Origin of the sequence: Sphingobacterium sp. 1.A.4, from assembly GCF_002734245.1 — a bacterium.
Taxonomy (GTDB): domain Bacteria; phylum Bacteroidota; class Bacteroidia; order Sphingobacteriales; family Sphingobacteriaceae; genus Sphingobacterium; species Sphingobacterium tenebrionis.
Genome location: NZ_PEAZ01000088.1, coordinates 1 through 15,436, shown reverse-complemented (window position 1 = coordinate 15,436; position 15,436 = coordinate 1). Strand labels below are relative to the sequence as shown.

General features: G+C 42.7%; 13 protein-coding genes. 7 read left to right on the top strand and 6 right to left on the bottom strand.

What is annotated here, in order from left to right; genetic code table 11:
- Positions 1-880: 880 nt before the first annotated feature.
- From CRJ00_RS15225 to CRJ00_RS15210, 4 genes are read left to right on the top strand one after another with little or no spacing between them, the layout of a single operon-like run.
- Positions 881-1,459: a TetR/AcrR family transcriptional regulator gene (locus CRJ00_RS15225; RefSeq protein WP_099367615.1), complete on the top strand. Its 579-nt coding sequence runs from the start codon at positions 881-883 to the stop codon at positions 1,457-1,459.
- A gap of 5 nt (positions 1,460-1,464) precedes the next feature.
- Positions 1,465-2,796: a TolC family protein gene (locus tag CRJ00_RS15220; protein ID WP_099367614.1), complete on the top strand. Its 1,332-nt coding sequence runs from the start codon at positions 1,465-1,467 to the stop codon at positions 2,794-2,796.
- Between the two features lie 32 nt (positions 2,797-2,828).
- Entirely contained in the window at positions 2,829-3,980 is a 1,152-nt protein-coding gene (locus tag CRJ00_RS15215; protein WP_099367613.1) for an efflux RND transporter periplasmic adaptor subunit, read from the top strand.
- Positions 3,981-4,009: 29 nt separating this feature from the next.
- On the top strand, positions 4,010-7,180 hold the full coding sequence (locus tag CRJ00_RS15210; RefSeq protein WP_099367612.1) for an efflux RND transporter permease subunit: 3,171 nt from the start codon (positions 4,010-4,012) through the stop codon (positions 7,178-7,180).
- 371 nt (positions 7,181-7,551) lie between these two features.
- On the opposite strand, the gene CRJ00_RS15205 is transcribed toward CRJ00_RS15210, so the two are convergent.
- The 6 genes from CRJ00_RS15205 to CRJ00_RS15180 form a co-directional block, all read right to left on the bottom strand.
- Positions 7,552-8,256 carry an FkbM family methyltransferase gene (locus CRJ00_RS15205; RefSeq protein ID WP_099367611.1) on the bottom strand — a complete coding sequence of 235 codons (705 nt, stop codon included), beginning with the start codon at positions 8,254-8,256 and terminating at the stop codon, positions 7,552-7,554.
- 44 nt (positions 8,257-8,300) lie between these two features.
- Positions 8,301-9,665: a pyridoxal-phosphate dependent enzyme gene (locus CRJ00_RS15200; protein ID WP_099367610.1), complete on the bottom strand. Its 1,365-nt coding sequence runs from the start codon at positions 9,663-9,665 to the stop codon at positions 8,301-8,303.
- A 71-nt stretch (positions 9,666-9,736) separates the two neighbouring features.
- Complete coding sequence (locus CRJ00_RS15195; protein ID WP_099367609.1) at positions 9,737-10,555, bottom strand: AMP nucleosidase; 819 nt, start codon at positions 10,553-10,555, stop codon at positions 9,737-9,739.
- A gap of 66 nt (positions 10,556-10,621) precedes the next feature.
- Positions 10,622-11,872 (bottom strand): ATP-dependent Clp protease ATP-binding subunit ClpX, encoded by a 1,251-nt coding sequence (gene clpX / locus CRJ00_RS15190; RefSeq protein WP_099367608.1) that lies wholly within the window; start codon positions 11,870-11,872, stop codon positions 10,622-10,624.
- 2 nt (positions 11,873-11,874) lie between these two features.
- The gene (clpP, locus tag CRJ00_RS15185; RefSeq protein WP_099367607.1) at positions 11,875-12,573 is read right to left on the bottom strand and encodes an ATP-dependent Clp endopeptidase proteolytic subunit ClpP; all 699 of its coding nucleotides are present in this window, start codon (positions 12,571-12,573) and stop codon (positions 11,875-11,877) included.
- A 57-nt stretch (positions 12,574-12,630) separates the two neighbouring features.
- A complete protein-coding gene (locus tag CRJ00_RS15180) occupies positions 12,631-13,083 on the bottom strand; it encodes a type I restriction enzyme HsdR N-terminal domain-containing protein (protein ID WP_099367606.1) in 453 nt (150 codons plus the stop codon).
- Between the two features lie 72 nt (positions 13,084-13,155).
- On the opposite strand from CRJ00_RS15180, the gene holA reads away from it, so the two are divergent.
- The 3 genes from holA to CRJ00_RS15165 all read left to right on the top strand — a co-directional run.
- Positions 13,156-14,163, top strand: a complete 1,008-nt coding sequence (gene holA, locus CRJ00_RS15175) for a DNA polymerase III subunit delta (RefSeq protein WP_099367605.1) — start codon at positions 13,156-13,158, stop codon at positions 14,161-14,163.
- A gap of 48 nt (positions 14,164-14,211) precedes the next feature.
- The gene (locus CRJ00_RS15170) at positions 14,212-14,775 is read left to right on the top strand and encodes a hypothetical protein (RefSeq protein WP_099367604.1); all 564 of its coding nucleotides are present in this window, start codon (positions 14,212-14,214) and stop codon (positions 14,773-14,775) included.
- A gap of 333 nt (positions 14,776-15,108) precedes the next feature.
- A partial coding sequence (locus tag CRJ00_RS15165) for an IS110 family transposase (protein WP_144038178.1) occupies positions 15,109-15,436 on the top strand: 328 nt, incomplete at its 3' end.

Below are 15,436 nucleotides of genomic sequence, written 5' to 3'. Positions count from 1 at the left end.
GAAGAGGGCAAGCACAGTATGAGCATACTGAATGCAATAAAGAACAAACTGGCGCTCAGGATTGCCGCAGTCATCAGGGATAGGTCAAAATATATGGACAGGAATAAGGCGCAGATCTAGAAAAGACCAGACCCGGGAAAAAGAAATATCGGCCAAGTGGGCTAAAAAGTTATTCTGAAAAATTTTGAGCCATCAAGCTCTAAAAATTTTTTGGAAATAACTTTTTGGATAGGAAAACTATTGAAGGAAAAAAGTAAAAAAATAGTTGGTTTAATCATAACAATCATTGCGAGGAGGAAAATTTTGCGTCATTGCGAGGAGGCATATTTTCGTCATTGCGAGGAGGCACGACGAAGCAATCTTTAACCTTTGTCATCCTGAGCTGCGTCGAAGGATCTATACGGATACAAACGAACAGATGTTTCGACTCCGCTCAACATGACATTCTTTAAGATTGCTTCGTTCCTCGCAATGACGGTGGAAAGAATAATGATAGTGGGAAGGAAAATGACAGTGGAAACGGCAATGAAATGGAAATATCAAAATACTCCAACCCATACGAATTTATACAAGTTTATACCAAAAGAAAAAGGTTTTCAAACGGGGAGAATGAAAACCTTTAATAACCAATTATAAACCTAAATTATGATAGAACAAAGGTAAGTGTATTTACTACACCTGTCAATAGTAATCTTAAAAATTAACAATTTGTTAACATTGCAACTATTTTTTTCATCGAACCATGTCATCCCTTTAAAAACCCATCTCCATCAAGCCACTCTTCTAAAAACTCATCCCTCCCAAAAAACACTCCCAAGCCCCATTTTATAACGAATATTTGACACAACTGCTAAAGATCTTTCCTTACCTTTGCAACCGAATGAACATTCAATTGACAGAAAAAAAAGAACAGATCTTTCGGAGTACCCTACAGCTAGTCAACGCTGGAGGCTTCCACGGATCGCCCATGAGCAAGATCGCTAAAGAGGCCGAAGTTGCTGTGGGTTCCATCTACCACTACTTCCCTTCAAAGGATGATCTTATCATTGAGCTGTATTGGTATTGCAAGGAAATCATCAATAAACACATCTTCCTCGAAGAACAGGATAACCTCCCATACGATCAACGCTTTCGGGCAGTATGGAAAAACGTGGTGCTATTCTATCAGGACCATGCAGACCTCTTCAGTTTTATGGAACAATTCTATGGTTCCCCATTTTACGAAGATATCCGTAAGAACGTTTTTCAACATAAATGCGAACGGAATAAAATCTTCCATTTTTTAGAACAAGGACTGGAGGAAAAGCATTTAAAGGACCTACATGTTCGTATCCTACTAGCTGCCTATCTAGGACCAGCTATTTCACTAGTTAGAAGCAGCTTATACGAAAAAACAAAGATTGAGGAATCTCAATTGGACCAATTGGTCGACATTATCTGGAACGGGGTTAAAAAATAATATATATGAAATTCAATTTTAAGGACTTATTCATTTACGCATCCATTGCGGCAGTTTCCTTGGGGTCGGCCATGGCACAAGACAACAGGAACCTTTCCAGCAATGCGACATTAGACGAGCTCATCAACTTTGCCCTATCCAACAAGATTGAGGTTAAACAAGCCAAAATCGATCAGGAGATCGCAGAACGCGAAATCGCTTCCGCATTATCAGGATGGTTTCCACAGATCAATGCCAATGGAAATCTATCCCATTTCATTCAATTGCCAACAGCTTATATCAACGGGCAGAATATTGCCATGGGGCAGAAAAACACCTCTTCCCTAACTTTTCAAGCTGACCAGGCAATCATCAACCCTGGATTGTTCCAAGCATCAAAGGCTGCGCAATTCATCAGACAACAGAATACCCTAAACCTGGAAAACACCAAGATCAATACCGTTGTCGATGTTTCCAAGGCTTATTATGATATTCTGACCAGCGAGGAACAGATCAATATCATCAACGAAAATATAGCGCGTATCCAAAGACAATATACGGATGCCAATGCCAGGTATGAAACCGGTTTGGTGGACAAGATTGACTATAAACGTGCGCAGATTTCCTTGAACAATGCCAATGCCCAACTGAAATCGGCCTTGGAAATCAGGAAATATAAATATGATTACCTAAAAACCTTACTGGGATTAAATCCTACAGATGGTCTTAACCTATCTTTTGTAGGTCAGGACATGGAAGCCAATGTCCTATTGGATACTTCAGAATTGGTGCAGATTGCAAATCGGGTAGAATACCGACAATTGAAGAACCTACAGGATATCCAAAAATTGAATACCCAATACCAAAAATGGAATTACCTTCCTAGGCTAAGTGCTTTTGCAAATTATGGTCTTAACTACCGTAATAATGCTTTCGCTGATCTTTATGGAAATAACTTCCCCCAATCTTCTGTGGGTTTGACCCTATCCATTCCAATTTTCCAAGGAACCAAACGCGTACAGGAGATCAGGAAATCCGAATTGCAGGAAACCCGATTGGAAATGGATCTGGAGAACCTTGAAAACCAGATTGGTGCCCAATACTCGGCAGCCATGGCTTCTTACCGCGCCAATACCATCGAATGGCGAAACGCGAAGGACAACATGGATCTTTCCGAAGAAGTGTACAACACCATTAAACTACAATACGATGCCGGACTGAAAACCTACTTGGAGCTCATGACTGCAGAAACAGACCTTAAAACGAGTCAACTGAACTATTTGAATTCCCTCTATGCGGTGTTGGCCAGCAAACTGGATATTCAAAAAGCATTGGGAACCGTAGACATCAACAATTAATCAGCACAACCCTTACATAGAAATTTAACGTTATGAACACGAATCGCATATTAGCAGCAATATTATTAAGCTCTGGATTGATCCTGGCTTCATGTGGCAATAAGGATAAAGCCAAACAGGCAGGTCCTGGTCAAATGCAGGCACAGGCTATCCCAGTCAGCATTTCTACGGTGAACCTGGAAACTGTTTCCGGTACACGCTCCTACCCTTCCAATGTCGTTCCTTTACAGGAAACAGAAATCCGTGCAGAAGTTTCAGGATACATCACCAATATCTATGTGGCAGATGGTGCTTATGTAAGCAAAGGTCAGAAATTATATGAAATAGATCGCGTTCGTTATTCAGCAACGGTTGATCAGGCGAAAGCGACCTTGGAAATTGCCAGAGCAAATCTTGCACGTGTAGAAAAAGATCTTCAACGCTATCAAACCTTGGCCGACAAGGATGCGATCGCGAAACAGACCCTGGATTATGCATATACCGATGTAAATAACCAAAAAGCACAGGTACAAGCTGCTGAAGCTGCCCTTACGGCTGCAAGAACCAACTTGAATAGATCTACTATTTATGCGCCATTCTCTGGTTCAGTTGGTATTTCCCAGGTACGTTCAGGAGCCTTGGTATCTGCAGGTACCACTTTATTGAATACCATCAGTTCTACCAATCCTATCGCTGTTGAATTCCAGATCAACGAGAAAGAGATCACCGAATTCGCCAACCTGCAATCGGGTAAATCTTCAACGGAGATCAACCTGACCTTGCCAGATGCCAGCACTTATGCCTCAACCGGAAGAATCTCTACGATCGATCGTGCCGTAGATCCGCAAACAGGTACCTTGAAAGTGAGAGCCACTTTCCAGAACCCTAACAATGCATTGCGTGCAGGTATGAACCTGACCTTAAATGTGGTTAGTACCTCTACAGAACAACAATTGGTGATCCCTTACCGTGCTATTTTCGAGCAATTGGGAACATTCAGTGTCTATACCGTAACAGATAGCAGTACCGTGGAATTAAAACCGGTTACCCTTGGCCACAAACTTGGCGATCGCGTGGTTATTTCGCAAGGACTTCAAACAGGTGAGCGCGTAGTAACCGATGGAATCACCGCATTGAAACCTGGTGCCAAAGTAGTGAACAAAGAAGAACAAGCTCAACCAGCAGCAGGTCCAGCAAAACAATAGTAAATGCCGAATCCCAAATATAAAAAAGCATGATTTCAGAAGTATTTATAAAGAGACCGGTCACGGCCATAGTCATATCGATATTGATTTCCATCATTGGTATCATTTCGGTCACAACCTTGCCGGTCAGTCAATATCCCAACATCGCGCCGCCGACGGTTTCCGTTTCGGCGATCTATACGGGTGCCGATGCCCAAACCGTAGAAAAAACAGTAACCACGCCAATTGAGAGTCAGATCAATGGTACGCCCGGAATGATCTATATGAGTTCCAACAGTACTTCCGATGGATCGTCCCGGATCACCGTGACTTTTGAGGTGGGTACAGATATTGATATCGCCACGCTGGATGTACAGAACAGGGTGAGTATTGCAGAACCCGTCCTTCCAGAGGCTGTCCGTCGTTTAGGGGTAACCACCCGTAAGATGAATACGGATATCTTGATGATGGTATCCCTGGTATCTCCGAACGGAACCCGCGACCAGAACTTCCTGGCCAACTATGTCAACCTTTACCTAAAAGATGCCTTATTGCGTGTCAAAGGAGTGGGTGATGTGCAGGCTTTTGGTCAGCCATTTGCGATGCGTGTGTGGTTGGATGCCAATAAATTGGCCAACCTGAACATGTCTCCATCTGATGTGAGCGCAGCGATTGCTGAGCAGAACTCCAGGATGCCTGGTGGATCTGTCGGTGCCCGTCCGCAGGAAAATGCACAGGTTTTTGAATACCCGATCGTGATGGACTCCGACTTGGAAGAAGTCGATCAATTCGAAAACATCGTGGTAAAAACCAATATGGATGGTTCCATCGTATTATTGAAAGATGTAGCCCGTGTAGAATTGGGACAGTTCAACTACGGTATTACCAATAAAGTAAATGGACAGGTCGCATCAGGTATGATGATATCCCAAACTCCAGGTGGAAATGCCGTGGAAACAGCGGATGGTATTTACTTGGCTTTGGAAGAATTGAAAAAATCATTCCCTACAGACGTGGATTACGTGGTAGGTTATGAAACGGTTTCCGTGGTCAATGCATCCATCAGTTCCGTAATCCATACGTTAATTGAGGCGATGATCTTGGTAACCTTGGTGGTATTCTTCTTCCTACAAAGTTGGAGAGCAACTTTAATCCCATTATTGGCGATTCCGGTTTCCATCGTAGGTACCTTTATATTCTTTACCCTATTTGGGTTCTCTGTGAACAACCTGACCATGTTGGCTTTCGTCCTCGCCATCGGTATTGTGGTGGATGATGCGATCGTGGTGGTGGAAGCCGTACAGCATTACATCGACCATTACCAGATGGATGCCAAGGAGGCGACCCGAAGGGCTATGAAAGATATTACCGCTCCGGTTATTGCGATTGCGCTTATCCTTGCGGCCGTATTCGTTCCGGTTGGATTTATTCCAGGGATGGTCGGGCAGCTCTATCAACAATTCGCCATCACCATTGCCGTTTCGGTGATGTTATCCGCATTTATCGCCCTTTCTCTTACTCCGGCACTATGTTCCATCATGTTGAGGCCTTCCGCTACGACAAAGGATGCGAAAGGATTGAACAAGTTCTTCTATAAATTCAACGTATGGTTCGATAAAGTGACCTACCGTTATTCCAAAGGGGTGAAAAAAGCGATTAAGGCAGCACCTCTGGTATTGATCATTTTGATCTGTATTTTCATTGGAACAGGCTTCATGTTCATGAACAAGAAATCCGGCTTTATCCCGAACGAGGATGGCGGTATTTTCTTCATGGGGGTCAACCTTCCGGAGGGAGCATCATCTGCCCGTACGGAAGAAGTACTGACCGAGCTGACAAACGACCTGCGTAAGGATTTCCCGGAAATTCAATATGTGACTTCCATCAATGGTATGAACTTATTGAACAGGGCCGCGAAACCGAATGGTGCATCCTTATTTGTATCGTTGAAACCTTGGGAAGAAAGACAGCGCACAGTTATGGAAATTACGGGTGCCATTATGGGCAAATATCGTGGCTATTCGAAAGCAACCGTCATCGCTGCAACGCCGCCTCCGATTCCAGGATTGGGTTCATCCGGAGGTTTTACCCTGGAGATTCAAGACCGTCAGACGGTGGATATCAAAGAATTTGAACGTATTGTAGGTGGTTTCTTGGCTGCGGCCAACCAACGTCCTGAAATCGGAATGGCCTATACCTTATTCAACAGTAATTCACCGAACTACAAACTCAATGTTGATCGTGAAATGGCGAAAAGAATGGGTGTACCAGTATCCAATATCTACAGTACGATTTCCTCCTACCTGGGTTCGAGTTATGTGAATGACTTTACCAAATATGGACGTAACTTCCGCGTGGTGACACAGGCAGATACCAGCTATCGGATGCATATTGAGGATATCAATAAATTATATGTGAAAAATGTACAGGGACAACCAGTTCCGGTAAGCAATCTGGTTCGCTATGAGTTGACCACCAATCCTTCCATTATCAACCACTTCAACATCTTCCGTTCGATTTCGATCTCGGGAGAGGCAGCACCGGGATATTCTTCGGGGGATGCCATCAGAGCGTTGGAAGAAGTGGCTGCAGAGACTTTATCGGATGGTTATTCGTATGAGTTCTCTGGTGTGACCTTGCAGGAAAAACAATCAGGTAGTAAGACTATTCAGATCTTCGCCCTAAGTATTCTATTCGTATTCCTGTTATTGGCGTCCTTATATGAAAGTTGGTCGGTACCATTCTCCATCTTATTATCCGTACCGTTAGGGGTATTTGGAGCGATATTAGCCCTTACATTATTACCTAACCTGGATAACAATATCTATGCGCAGATTGGTTTGGTGACGATTATTGGTCTTGCCGCGAAGAACGCGATTTTGATCGTAGAATTTGCGAAGGAAAGAGTGGATATTGGTATGAATCTATTAGATGCAACCATCGATGCCGTTAAGCTTCGTTTGCGACCGATCATCATGACATCACTGGCCTTTATTTTGGGTATTATTCCATTGATGTTGTCGACTGGAGCAGGGGCTGTTTCTCGTCAGACAATTGGATGGACCGTATTTGGTGGGATGACCGCAGCAACTTTCTTGGCGATATTTATTGTGCCGGTGTTGTTTGTGGTGATTACCAGATTGGCATATGGCAAGAAAAAATTAGCGGAGTTGGAAGCTTCTTTTGATGAAGAAAAGAAGAAAAGCCTCTCGGCGCACTAGTTTCAATTGGATGTTTTAAGCCGTAGGCTTGAAACATCCAATTGAAACAGTATTTAGTAGTTAGTATTTAGTAGTTAGACCTATGGCGGCTAGTGGAATTGTGAGAAATTTTACGTCATTGCGAACTTTTTCCGTCATTGCGAACTTTTCCCGTCATTGCGAGGAGGCACGACAAAGCAATCTTTCGATTAGTGTAAAGATTGCTTCGTTCCTCGCAATGACGTGACTCTCGCAATGACGTGGTCCTCGCAATGACGTATAAGACATCGCCACGTCATATGTCGCAATACCAGTAGCGCCCATAGGTCTAACTACTAACTACTCAATACTATATACTATAAAAAGCCATAGGTCTTAATACTAAATATTAACTACTTAATACTAATAAGCGAAATTTCCTGATACGTATCCGAGATAGCAAAAATTCGGTAGCCATGCGATTTCAACAAACTAAAAAACTCCTTCCCTTTTTCTTTTCCGTTGGGAAAGAATCGTTCATGGGTTTCTACCAAGATTTGTTTAATTGGAATACCACTTTCCAATATCCCTTTCATTACCGCATATTCTGAGCCCTCTATATCCATTTTAAGAACATCAATTCTGCTATGCCCCTTTTCCTTTACAATCTCCGTAAACTCCTTTAAAAGCACCTCAACAGGGTTGAGTTCATCCACCAAGCTATGGTCATAGACCGAGCCTGAAACATGTTCCTTATTCTTCGGAAGATTAAAAGTGACTATTCCTGTTTTTTCACCGATACCATAGGGATGGAAATGGAACTTTTCCGGTACCTTATTATTGCTTACCCAAGCTATGGACTTTGGTGTTGGATCAAATCCATACACATCACAATCGTGTTTGGCGATGATGGCTTGGTCAAAGGAGATATCCTCTCCTATACCAAAAGAATAAACAATGGCATTCTCCGGAACAGCCGTAGGATCTACATAAAATCCACCATAACCATTTCCGTACCATTGTTTATCCCGTTTTTCTTCTATATCTATGAAGGCAATCTTTCCGATTCTAGCCTTTAACCAATATTCTAATCGCTTAAGTTTATCGTTTCTTTCCATTTGATTTCGGTAGATATCATAAATATAACCAAAATCACAAAGAATTAACCCTCAGAGATAACGTTTATCACGTCATATTGCGTGATGATATTTATTTTCCCAAACTCATCCTCCACCAGAACCGCTTGGGAATCCTTATTGATCAAGCTCGAAATCTTATCGATTGAAGCGTTGATATCCACAAAAGGAAACGGTTTGGTAGAGATTCCTTCCACCGGAGATGATTTTAAGGTCGGATTTTCTAAAAGTGCGGAGAGAATATCCGATTCCGTCACCTTCCCGATCACCATACCTTGTTGGGTAAGTGGTATTTGGGAGATGTTCAACGATTTCATGATGTTGAAGGTTTCCAGAACCGATTGGTTCACATCTGCCGTAACAATGTCCTGTTGACCACGTCTTTTCAAGATGGTTTTTGCCGTTAGTTTTTCATCTTTCAGAAAGCCCCTCTCGCGCAACCAATCCTCATTATACATTTTACCCATATAACGAGAACCATGATCATGGAAGATCACCACGACCACATCATCTTCTTTTAACGAATCCCCCAATTGTAACAAACCCGCCACGGCAGCACCTGCCGAGTTTCCTGCGAAAATCCCCTCTTTACGAGCAAGATCCCTTGTCATCAGCGCAGCATCCTTATCCGTAACCTTCTCAAAAAGATCGATCTGACTAAAATCTACGTTCTGAGGTAAAAAGTCCTCACCTATCCCTTCGGTGATATAGGGATAGATTTCATTTTTATCAAAGATCCCGGTCTCTTTGTATTTTTTAAATACGGAACCGAACGTATCGATCCCCCAGACCTTGATATCCGGATTCTTTTCCCGCAGGTATTTAGCCGTTCCAGAGATGGTTCCTCCCGTGCCTACGCCCACTACTAAGTGCGTGATCTTCCCTTCCGTCTGTTCCCAGATTTCAGGGCCTGTCTGTTCGTAATGCGCTTTGCTATTCGAAAGGTTATCGTACTGGTTGGCTTTCCAAGCGTTTGGAACTTCCTTCTCCAACCTACTGGATACCGAATAATAGGAACGAGGATCCTCCGGATCAACGTTGGTGGGACATACGATCACTTCGGCACCAAAGGCACGGAGCGCATCTATCTTTTCTTTGGATTGTTTATCAGTGGTGGTAAAAATACAGCGGTACCCCTTTACAACAGCGGCCATGGCCAATCCCATACCTGTATTTCCTGAGGTCCCTTCGATGATCGTTCCTCCAGGTTTCAAAAGGCCGGAAGCTTCCGCGTCCTCGATCATTTTTAAGGCCATTCTATCCTTGATCGAGTTCCCAGGATTGGTCGTTTCGATTTTGGCTAGAATGGTACCCTTTAATTTTTTTGTAACCGTATTGAGCTTGACCAAAGGGGTATTCCCAATGGTTTCAAGGATATTATTATACCACATAGATGTTTCTGTTCTGTTTGTTTAGCACAAAAGTAGCCAATTTTTAGAAATCATGCGGTCTAGCGCCGAAATTAGAACTTCAGGTGCTTCACGGTCAAGCCATTATTGATGAGCTGTTTCAACGCATCGATACCGATCTTCAAGTGGGTTTCCACATAAGATTTGGTAACCGTTACGTCCGAAGCATCTGTTTTTACCCCCTCTGGAACCATCGGTTGGTCTGACACCAATAGCAAGGCTCCGGTAGGTATCTTATTGGCAAAACCAACCGAAAAGATGGTCGCAGTCTCCATATCCACCGCCATGGCTCGAATAGTTTTCAGGTATTTCTTGAACTGTTTATCATGTTCCCACACCCTTCTGTTGGTGGTATAAACCGTTCCGGTCCAATAATCTCTAGAATGGTCCCTGATAGTTGTTGAAATGGCTTTCTGCATAGCAAAGGCCGGTAGTGACGGAACTTCAGGTGGAAAATAATCATTGGATGTTCCTTCCCCGCGAATTGCCGCGATCGGTAGGATCAACTCTCCTACCCCTATCTTTTTCTTCAGGCCTCCAGTCTTTCCTAAAAATAGGACTGCCTTAGGTTTTAGAGCGGATAAAAGATCCATAATGGTGGCAGCCATGGGACTTCCCATCCCAAAATTGATAATCGTGATCCCTTCCGCTGTGCAGGAAAGCATGGGTTTATCTTCACCTAAGATCGGTGCATCATCATGCATCTGCGAGAATAGTTTCACATAATTACTGAAATTGGTCAATAGGATATATTCCCCGAATTCATCCAACGGTCTTCCCGTATAACGTGGCAACCAATTATTTACGATATCTTCTTTGCTCTTTAATCCCGGAGTCACCGGGGAGTCTACTTCTTTAATTTTCTTCGTCATGTTCAATTAATTTAAATAAATAGATTGGGTACAAAAAACCCTCGCTGGCAGGCGAGGGTTTAGATATTATGCAACTTGAAGCTTCTTGAAATCTGTTTTTGCAAATTTATTCTTCGCATAATCCAGCGTAATCAGTAAGCTGTTGTCTTCGATATCATCCTTCGTGGATGGTATTTCAAACATGGCATCCAACATAATGGCTTCGCAGATACTGCGCAGACCACGGGCACCTAATTTGAATTCCCAAGCCTTCTCCACGATAAAGTCGAATACTTCAGGTTCAAAACTTAATTTTACCCCTTCGTAATCAAACAATTTAACATATTGCTTTACCAAAGCGTTCTTTGGTTTGGTCAATATATTCAATAAAGTTTCTTTATCCAAAGGATTCAAGTGTGTTAACACCGGTAAACGTCCGATCAGCTCCGGAATCAATCCAAAGTTCTTCAGATCTTGAGGCGTGATGTATTTATACAGGTTGTTCAGATCGATTTCCTGATCTTCATCCTTCATTTTATAACCTACAGTCTGCGTACGCAATCTGTTGGCAATTTTTTTCTGGATGCCATCGAATGCACCACCACAGATAAACAAGATGTTGCTGGTATTTACGGAAATCATTTTTTGGTCCGGATGCTTACGACCGCCCTGAGGTGGTACATTCACATTCGTTCCTTCCAAGATCTTCAATAATGCCTGTTGAACACCTTCACCCGAAACATCTCTCGTGATGGATGGATTATCGCTCTTACGCGCAATCTTATCGATCTCGTCAATGTAGATGATGCCGCGTTCCGCTGCTGCAACATCGTAATCGGCAGCTTGTAACAAACGGGTCAAAATACTTTCCACGTCCTCTCCCACATATCCAGCTTCGGTCAATACCGTTGCATCCACGATACAGAAAGGAACGTTCAGGATCTTCGCCACCGTTTTTGCCAATAAGGTCTTACCGGTACCCGTCTCTCCAACAATGATCAAGTTTGATTTTTCAATCTCCGTCTCATCGGTTTCCACACGTTGGTTCAAGCGTTTGTAATGGTTATACACCGCTACGGAAATCACTTTCTTCGCATCATCCTGACCAATAACGTATTGATCCAAGTGCTCCTTGATTTCAATAGGACGTATTAGTTTTAAAGCAGTCTGAATAGATTTATTCTTGCGTTGCTTAAGCTCTTCAGCCAAAATCTCACCCGCCTGTTGCACACATCTGTCGCAGATATGCGCACCATCACCCGCAATAAGCATTTGCGCCTCATTCTTACTGATGCCGCAAAATGAGCAATGTATATCTCTATTGTTCGATTTACCCATTGTTATTTTGTTTCTTTTTTAGGAAGCAATACCTCATCAATCATACCAAACGCTTTGGCTTCTTCGGCACGCATCCAATAATCACGGTCAGAGGACTTCTCTACCCATTCGTAAGTCTGGCCAGAGTGATCAGCAATGATCGTATATAATTCTTCTTTCAATTTCAACATTTCACGAAGGTTGATCTCCATATCAGAAGCCACCCCTTGCGCACCACCCGAAGGTTGGTGAATCATCACACGTGAATGCCTTAAAGCAGCACGTTTTCCTTTCGCTCCAGCGACCAATAATACCGCTCCCATGGAAGCTGCCATACCGGTACAGATGGTTGCTACATCTGGGCTGATATATTGCATGGTATCATAGATTCCCAAACCCGCATAAACACTTCCACCTGGAGAATTGATGTAGATCTGAATATCACGCTGTGCATCAGTCGATTGTAAGAATAACAACTGAGCTTGAACAATGTTCGCTACCTGGTCGTTGATTCCATCTCCTAAAAAGATGATACGGTCCATCATCAAACGTGAAAACACATCCATCTGTGCCACATTTAGCTGACGTTCCTCGATAATGTATGGTGTTAAATTACTTGGAATCTGTTGCTGTAACCTAGAAATATAGCCATCGACATGTAGTGAGCCTATTCTATGGTGCTTGATCGCATATTTTCTGAATTCGTCTTTTTTGATATCCATCTGTTCTCCTAAAGATTATGTTACTAATATAATATTTATTTTAATTTTTACGATTGCCTATTCAAAAGATGGCAAATCCTGCAGAAAATGATAACTCCCATCTTCGAAATTTATGCTACAATAATAATGCTCAATTCCATTACTGACTAAAAGTAAGGGGATTTTGTATTGGGAGTTGTAATTTGCGATTTGATGGAAGGTGTTTTCGGTAATTTTGACAGTCGGTGCTTTAAATTCTGCCAAAAGGATACGTTGTCCCAATCGGTTGTAGATCACCAGGTCATGCCTTTTCTGCAAAGAATGCAGCTTCAACCCGCCTTCGATATGCATTAGCGACATGGGATACCGGTATTGCTGATGCAGATGGCTTACCCAATGTTGCCTCACCCATTCTTCAGGCGTCAATACCAGGTGTTTTTTCCGCAACTGGTCAAAAATAAAATACTGTTCTGCTTTCTTGCTGATCTTCGCCGGAAAAGTAGGTAAATTTAAGGGTACCGGTGTAAACATTTACAAAATTAAGAAAATATCAAGCGAATCCAAATCTGGGAAATTGCCTCAAAATCCGTACTTTCGTAAAGCATGAATACCCAATCCATTTTATCCGATATCAATAAAAAGAAATTAAGTCCGGTTTACCTCCTGCATGGGGAGGAACCTTATTTTATTGACCTAATTTCGGATGCGATCGAACATCAGGTGCTGGATGAAGCCCAGAAAGGATTTGACCAAACGGTGGTCTATGGAAAGGATGCAGATTTCAGCAGTATTATCAGCATGGCCAAGCGCTATCCGATGATGAGTGATCATCAGGTTATCGTGGTCAAGGAAGCACAGAACCTGAAATGGAAGGATGATGAATTGCTTCAGAAATACCTGGAACAACCTACCCCATCTACTGTGCTCGTATTTGCCCATAAATACAGCAAATTTGATAAGCGCAAGAAGGCGTATAAGCTTTTTGAAAAAGCTGGTGTGGTCTTGGAATCAGCCAAATTGTATGATGATAAAGTAGCGGGATGGATCAATGAACAGTTAACTGCTGCTAACCGAAAGATACATCCACAGGCTGCAGCCATGATGGCGGAATATTTGGGAACCGATCTTTCTAAGGTGGCAAATGAGATCGAGAAATTGATGCTGAATGTTCCTGCAGATCGAGAGATTGGAGCAGCGGATATTGAACGCAATATCGGTATAAGTAAGGACTTCAATTCCTTTGAACTGAATACCGCCTTAGCAAAACGGAATTCGTTCAAAGCATTTCAGATCGTGGAATATTTTGCGGCCAATCCGAAGTCAAACCCGATGCCGGTGGTGATCGGAACATTGGGAACCTACTTTACCAAAATATTGAAATACCATTATCTTCCGGAAAAAAACTCTGCAGCAGCAGCAAAGGCATTAGGAGTTCATCCTTTCTTTGTGAAGGAATATGAACTGGCAGCGCGAAATTTTAATCGCAGAAAGACTTTTGAGATTATCCATCTGATCAAGGAATTTGATCTGAAATCTAAGGGTATGCATGTAGGGCCATTGACCAATAGCGGAGATCTGTTGTCGGAATTGATCTTTAAGATCTTGAACTAAAACCAAACTTGAAGTAAAACCAAATTTATTAATACAGAATATATTTTTATGCGTCATTTAATTCTTACTATCCTATTATTTTTCTTTGTTCATTTTACGTTTGCACAATCTTCTGGATATACGATTTTCCAGGGTGGGGCAAATTTAGGATTTGCCAATGAGGGTTATAAAGGAGCATTCAACGGATATCACCTCCATTTTATTTTCGGAAAGAATTTCAATGAAAGAGCTTATGTGGGATTGGGGATTGGTAACGAGAAATTTCAAGGAGATTACCAGACAAATGATCCACATGAGGCGAATCAGAAAGTTTATAAATATGAATTCAATACCTTTCCGATATTTATAGATGGCCGCTTGCCGATCGGAAGTTTTAATGATGTTTCGAGGATCGGTTTGATGGCTAATGCAGGATATGCACCAGCCATTGGCCCTGCATATGATAAAGGTGCGCTTTTTAAAGCGGGCTTCTTTTATTTGCACGATGGGTATTCCAGAACGAAATTTACAGCAGCGTTGACTTATGGGTATCAGCAGTTGACTAAGAATATTTTTAACAAGGATTTTCAACACCAGAGTTTTCATATTACGGTGGGGTTGATGTTGAAGTAAGATTCTCGGCCTTGGATGCCACTTCCTCGTAATTGCGAGGAGTTCATACCGTCATTGCGAGGAGGCACGACGAAGCAATCTTTGAACTTTGTCATCCTGAGAATTAAAAATTTGAACTAAATTTATCGGAAGGTGATGACATTTAGTAACTTAGTTCATTGACCATTCTGCAGTTTGACCGGACTATCGTATAGTGCATCTTGCCTGTCCCTGAGCTTGGTTCCATAGATTGAGGCATTGGAGTTTGGTACATCTTTTAGATTGTCCGTATGGTAGCCTGCCGTTTATTTTTCCTCTATGGGCTTAATGGTTTCACATTTTAATTGATGTGCCATGAAAATCATTCACGATCATGCTGCGGAGATCGATATCGGTTCACGCAGAATCTTCATCTCCGTCCAGGGGCAGGAGGTCGTTTCCTTCGCCACTTTTACCCGTAACTTTCGCGAAGCCCTGGACTATCTGCTCTCCCATGGTGTGGACACCGTTGCGATGGAGGCCACGGGTTCCTATTGGTTCATCCTTTACGATATCCTCCACGCCGGAGGGCTTGACGTCTGGCTGGTCGACGGTCGCCAGACCAAACAGGTCCCCGGACGGAAGACCGATGTAAAGGACTGCCAATGGATCCAGCAGCTGCACAGCTATGGACTGCTGAACC

What these genes read in the sequence shown, in the direction of transcription:
- CRJ00_RS15205 (WP_099367611.1), bottom strand. Translation starts at nt 8,256, where the DNA reads ATGGAAAGAAACGATAAACTTAAGCGATTAGAATATTGGTTAAAGGCT.
- clpP (WP_099367607.1), bottom strand. Translation starts at nt 12,573, where the DNA reads ATGGATATCAAAAAAGACGAATTCAGAAAATATGCGATCAAGCACCAT.
- holA (WP_099367605.1), top strand. Translation starts at nt 13,156, where the DNA reads ATGAATACCCAATCCATTTTATCCGATATCAATAAAAAGAAATTAAGT.
- clpX (WP_099367608.1), bottom strand. Translation starts at nt 11,872, where the DNA reads ATGGGTAAATCGAACAATAGAGATATACATTGCTCATTTTGCGGCATC.
- CRJ00_RS15195 (WP_099367609.1), bottom strand. Translation starts at nt 10,555, where the DNA reads ATGACGAAGAAAATTAAAGAAGTAGACTCCCCGGTGACTCCGGGATTA.
- CRJ00_RS15180 (WP_099367606.1), bottom strand. Translation starts at nt 13,083, where the DNA reads ATGTTTACACCGGTACCCTTAAATTTACCTACTTTTCCGGCGAAGATC.
- CRJ00_RS15215 (WP_099367613.1), top strand. Translation starts at nt 2,829, where the DNA reads ATGAACACGAATCGCATATTAGCAGCAATATTATTAAGCTCTGGATTG.
- CRJ00_RS15225 (WP_099367615.1), top strand. Translation starts at nt 881, where the DNA reads ATGAACATTCAATTGACAGAAAAAAAAGAACAGATCTTTCGGAGTACC.
- CRJ00_RS15210 (WP_099367612.1), top strand. Translation starts at nt 4,010, where the DNA reads ATGATTTCAGAAGTATTTATAAAGAGACCGGTCACGGCCATAGTCATA.
- CRJ00_RS15170 (WP_099367604.1), top strand. Translation starts at nt 14,212, where the DNA reads ATGCGTCATTTAATTCTTACTATCCTATTATTTTTCTTTGTTCATTTT.
- CRJ00_RS15200 (WP_099367610.1), bottom strand. Translation starts at nt 9,665, where the DNA reads ATGTGGTATAATAATATCCTTGAAACCATTGGGAATACCCCTTTGGTC.
- CRJ00_RS15220 (WP_099367614.1), top strand. Translation starts at nt 1,465, where the DNA reads ATGAAATTCAATTTTAAGGACTTATTCATTTACGCATCCATTGCGGCA.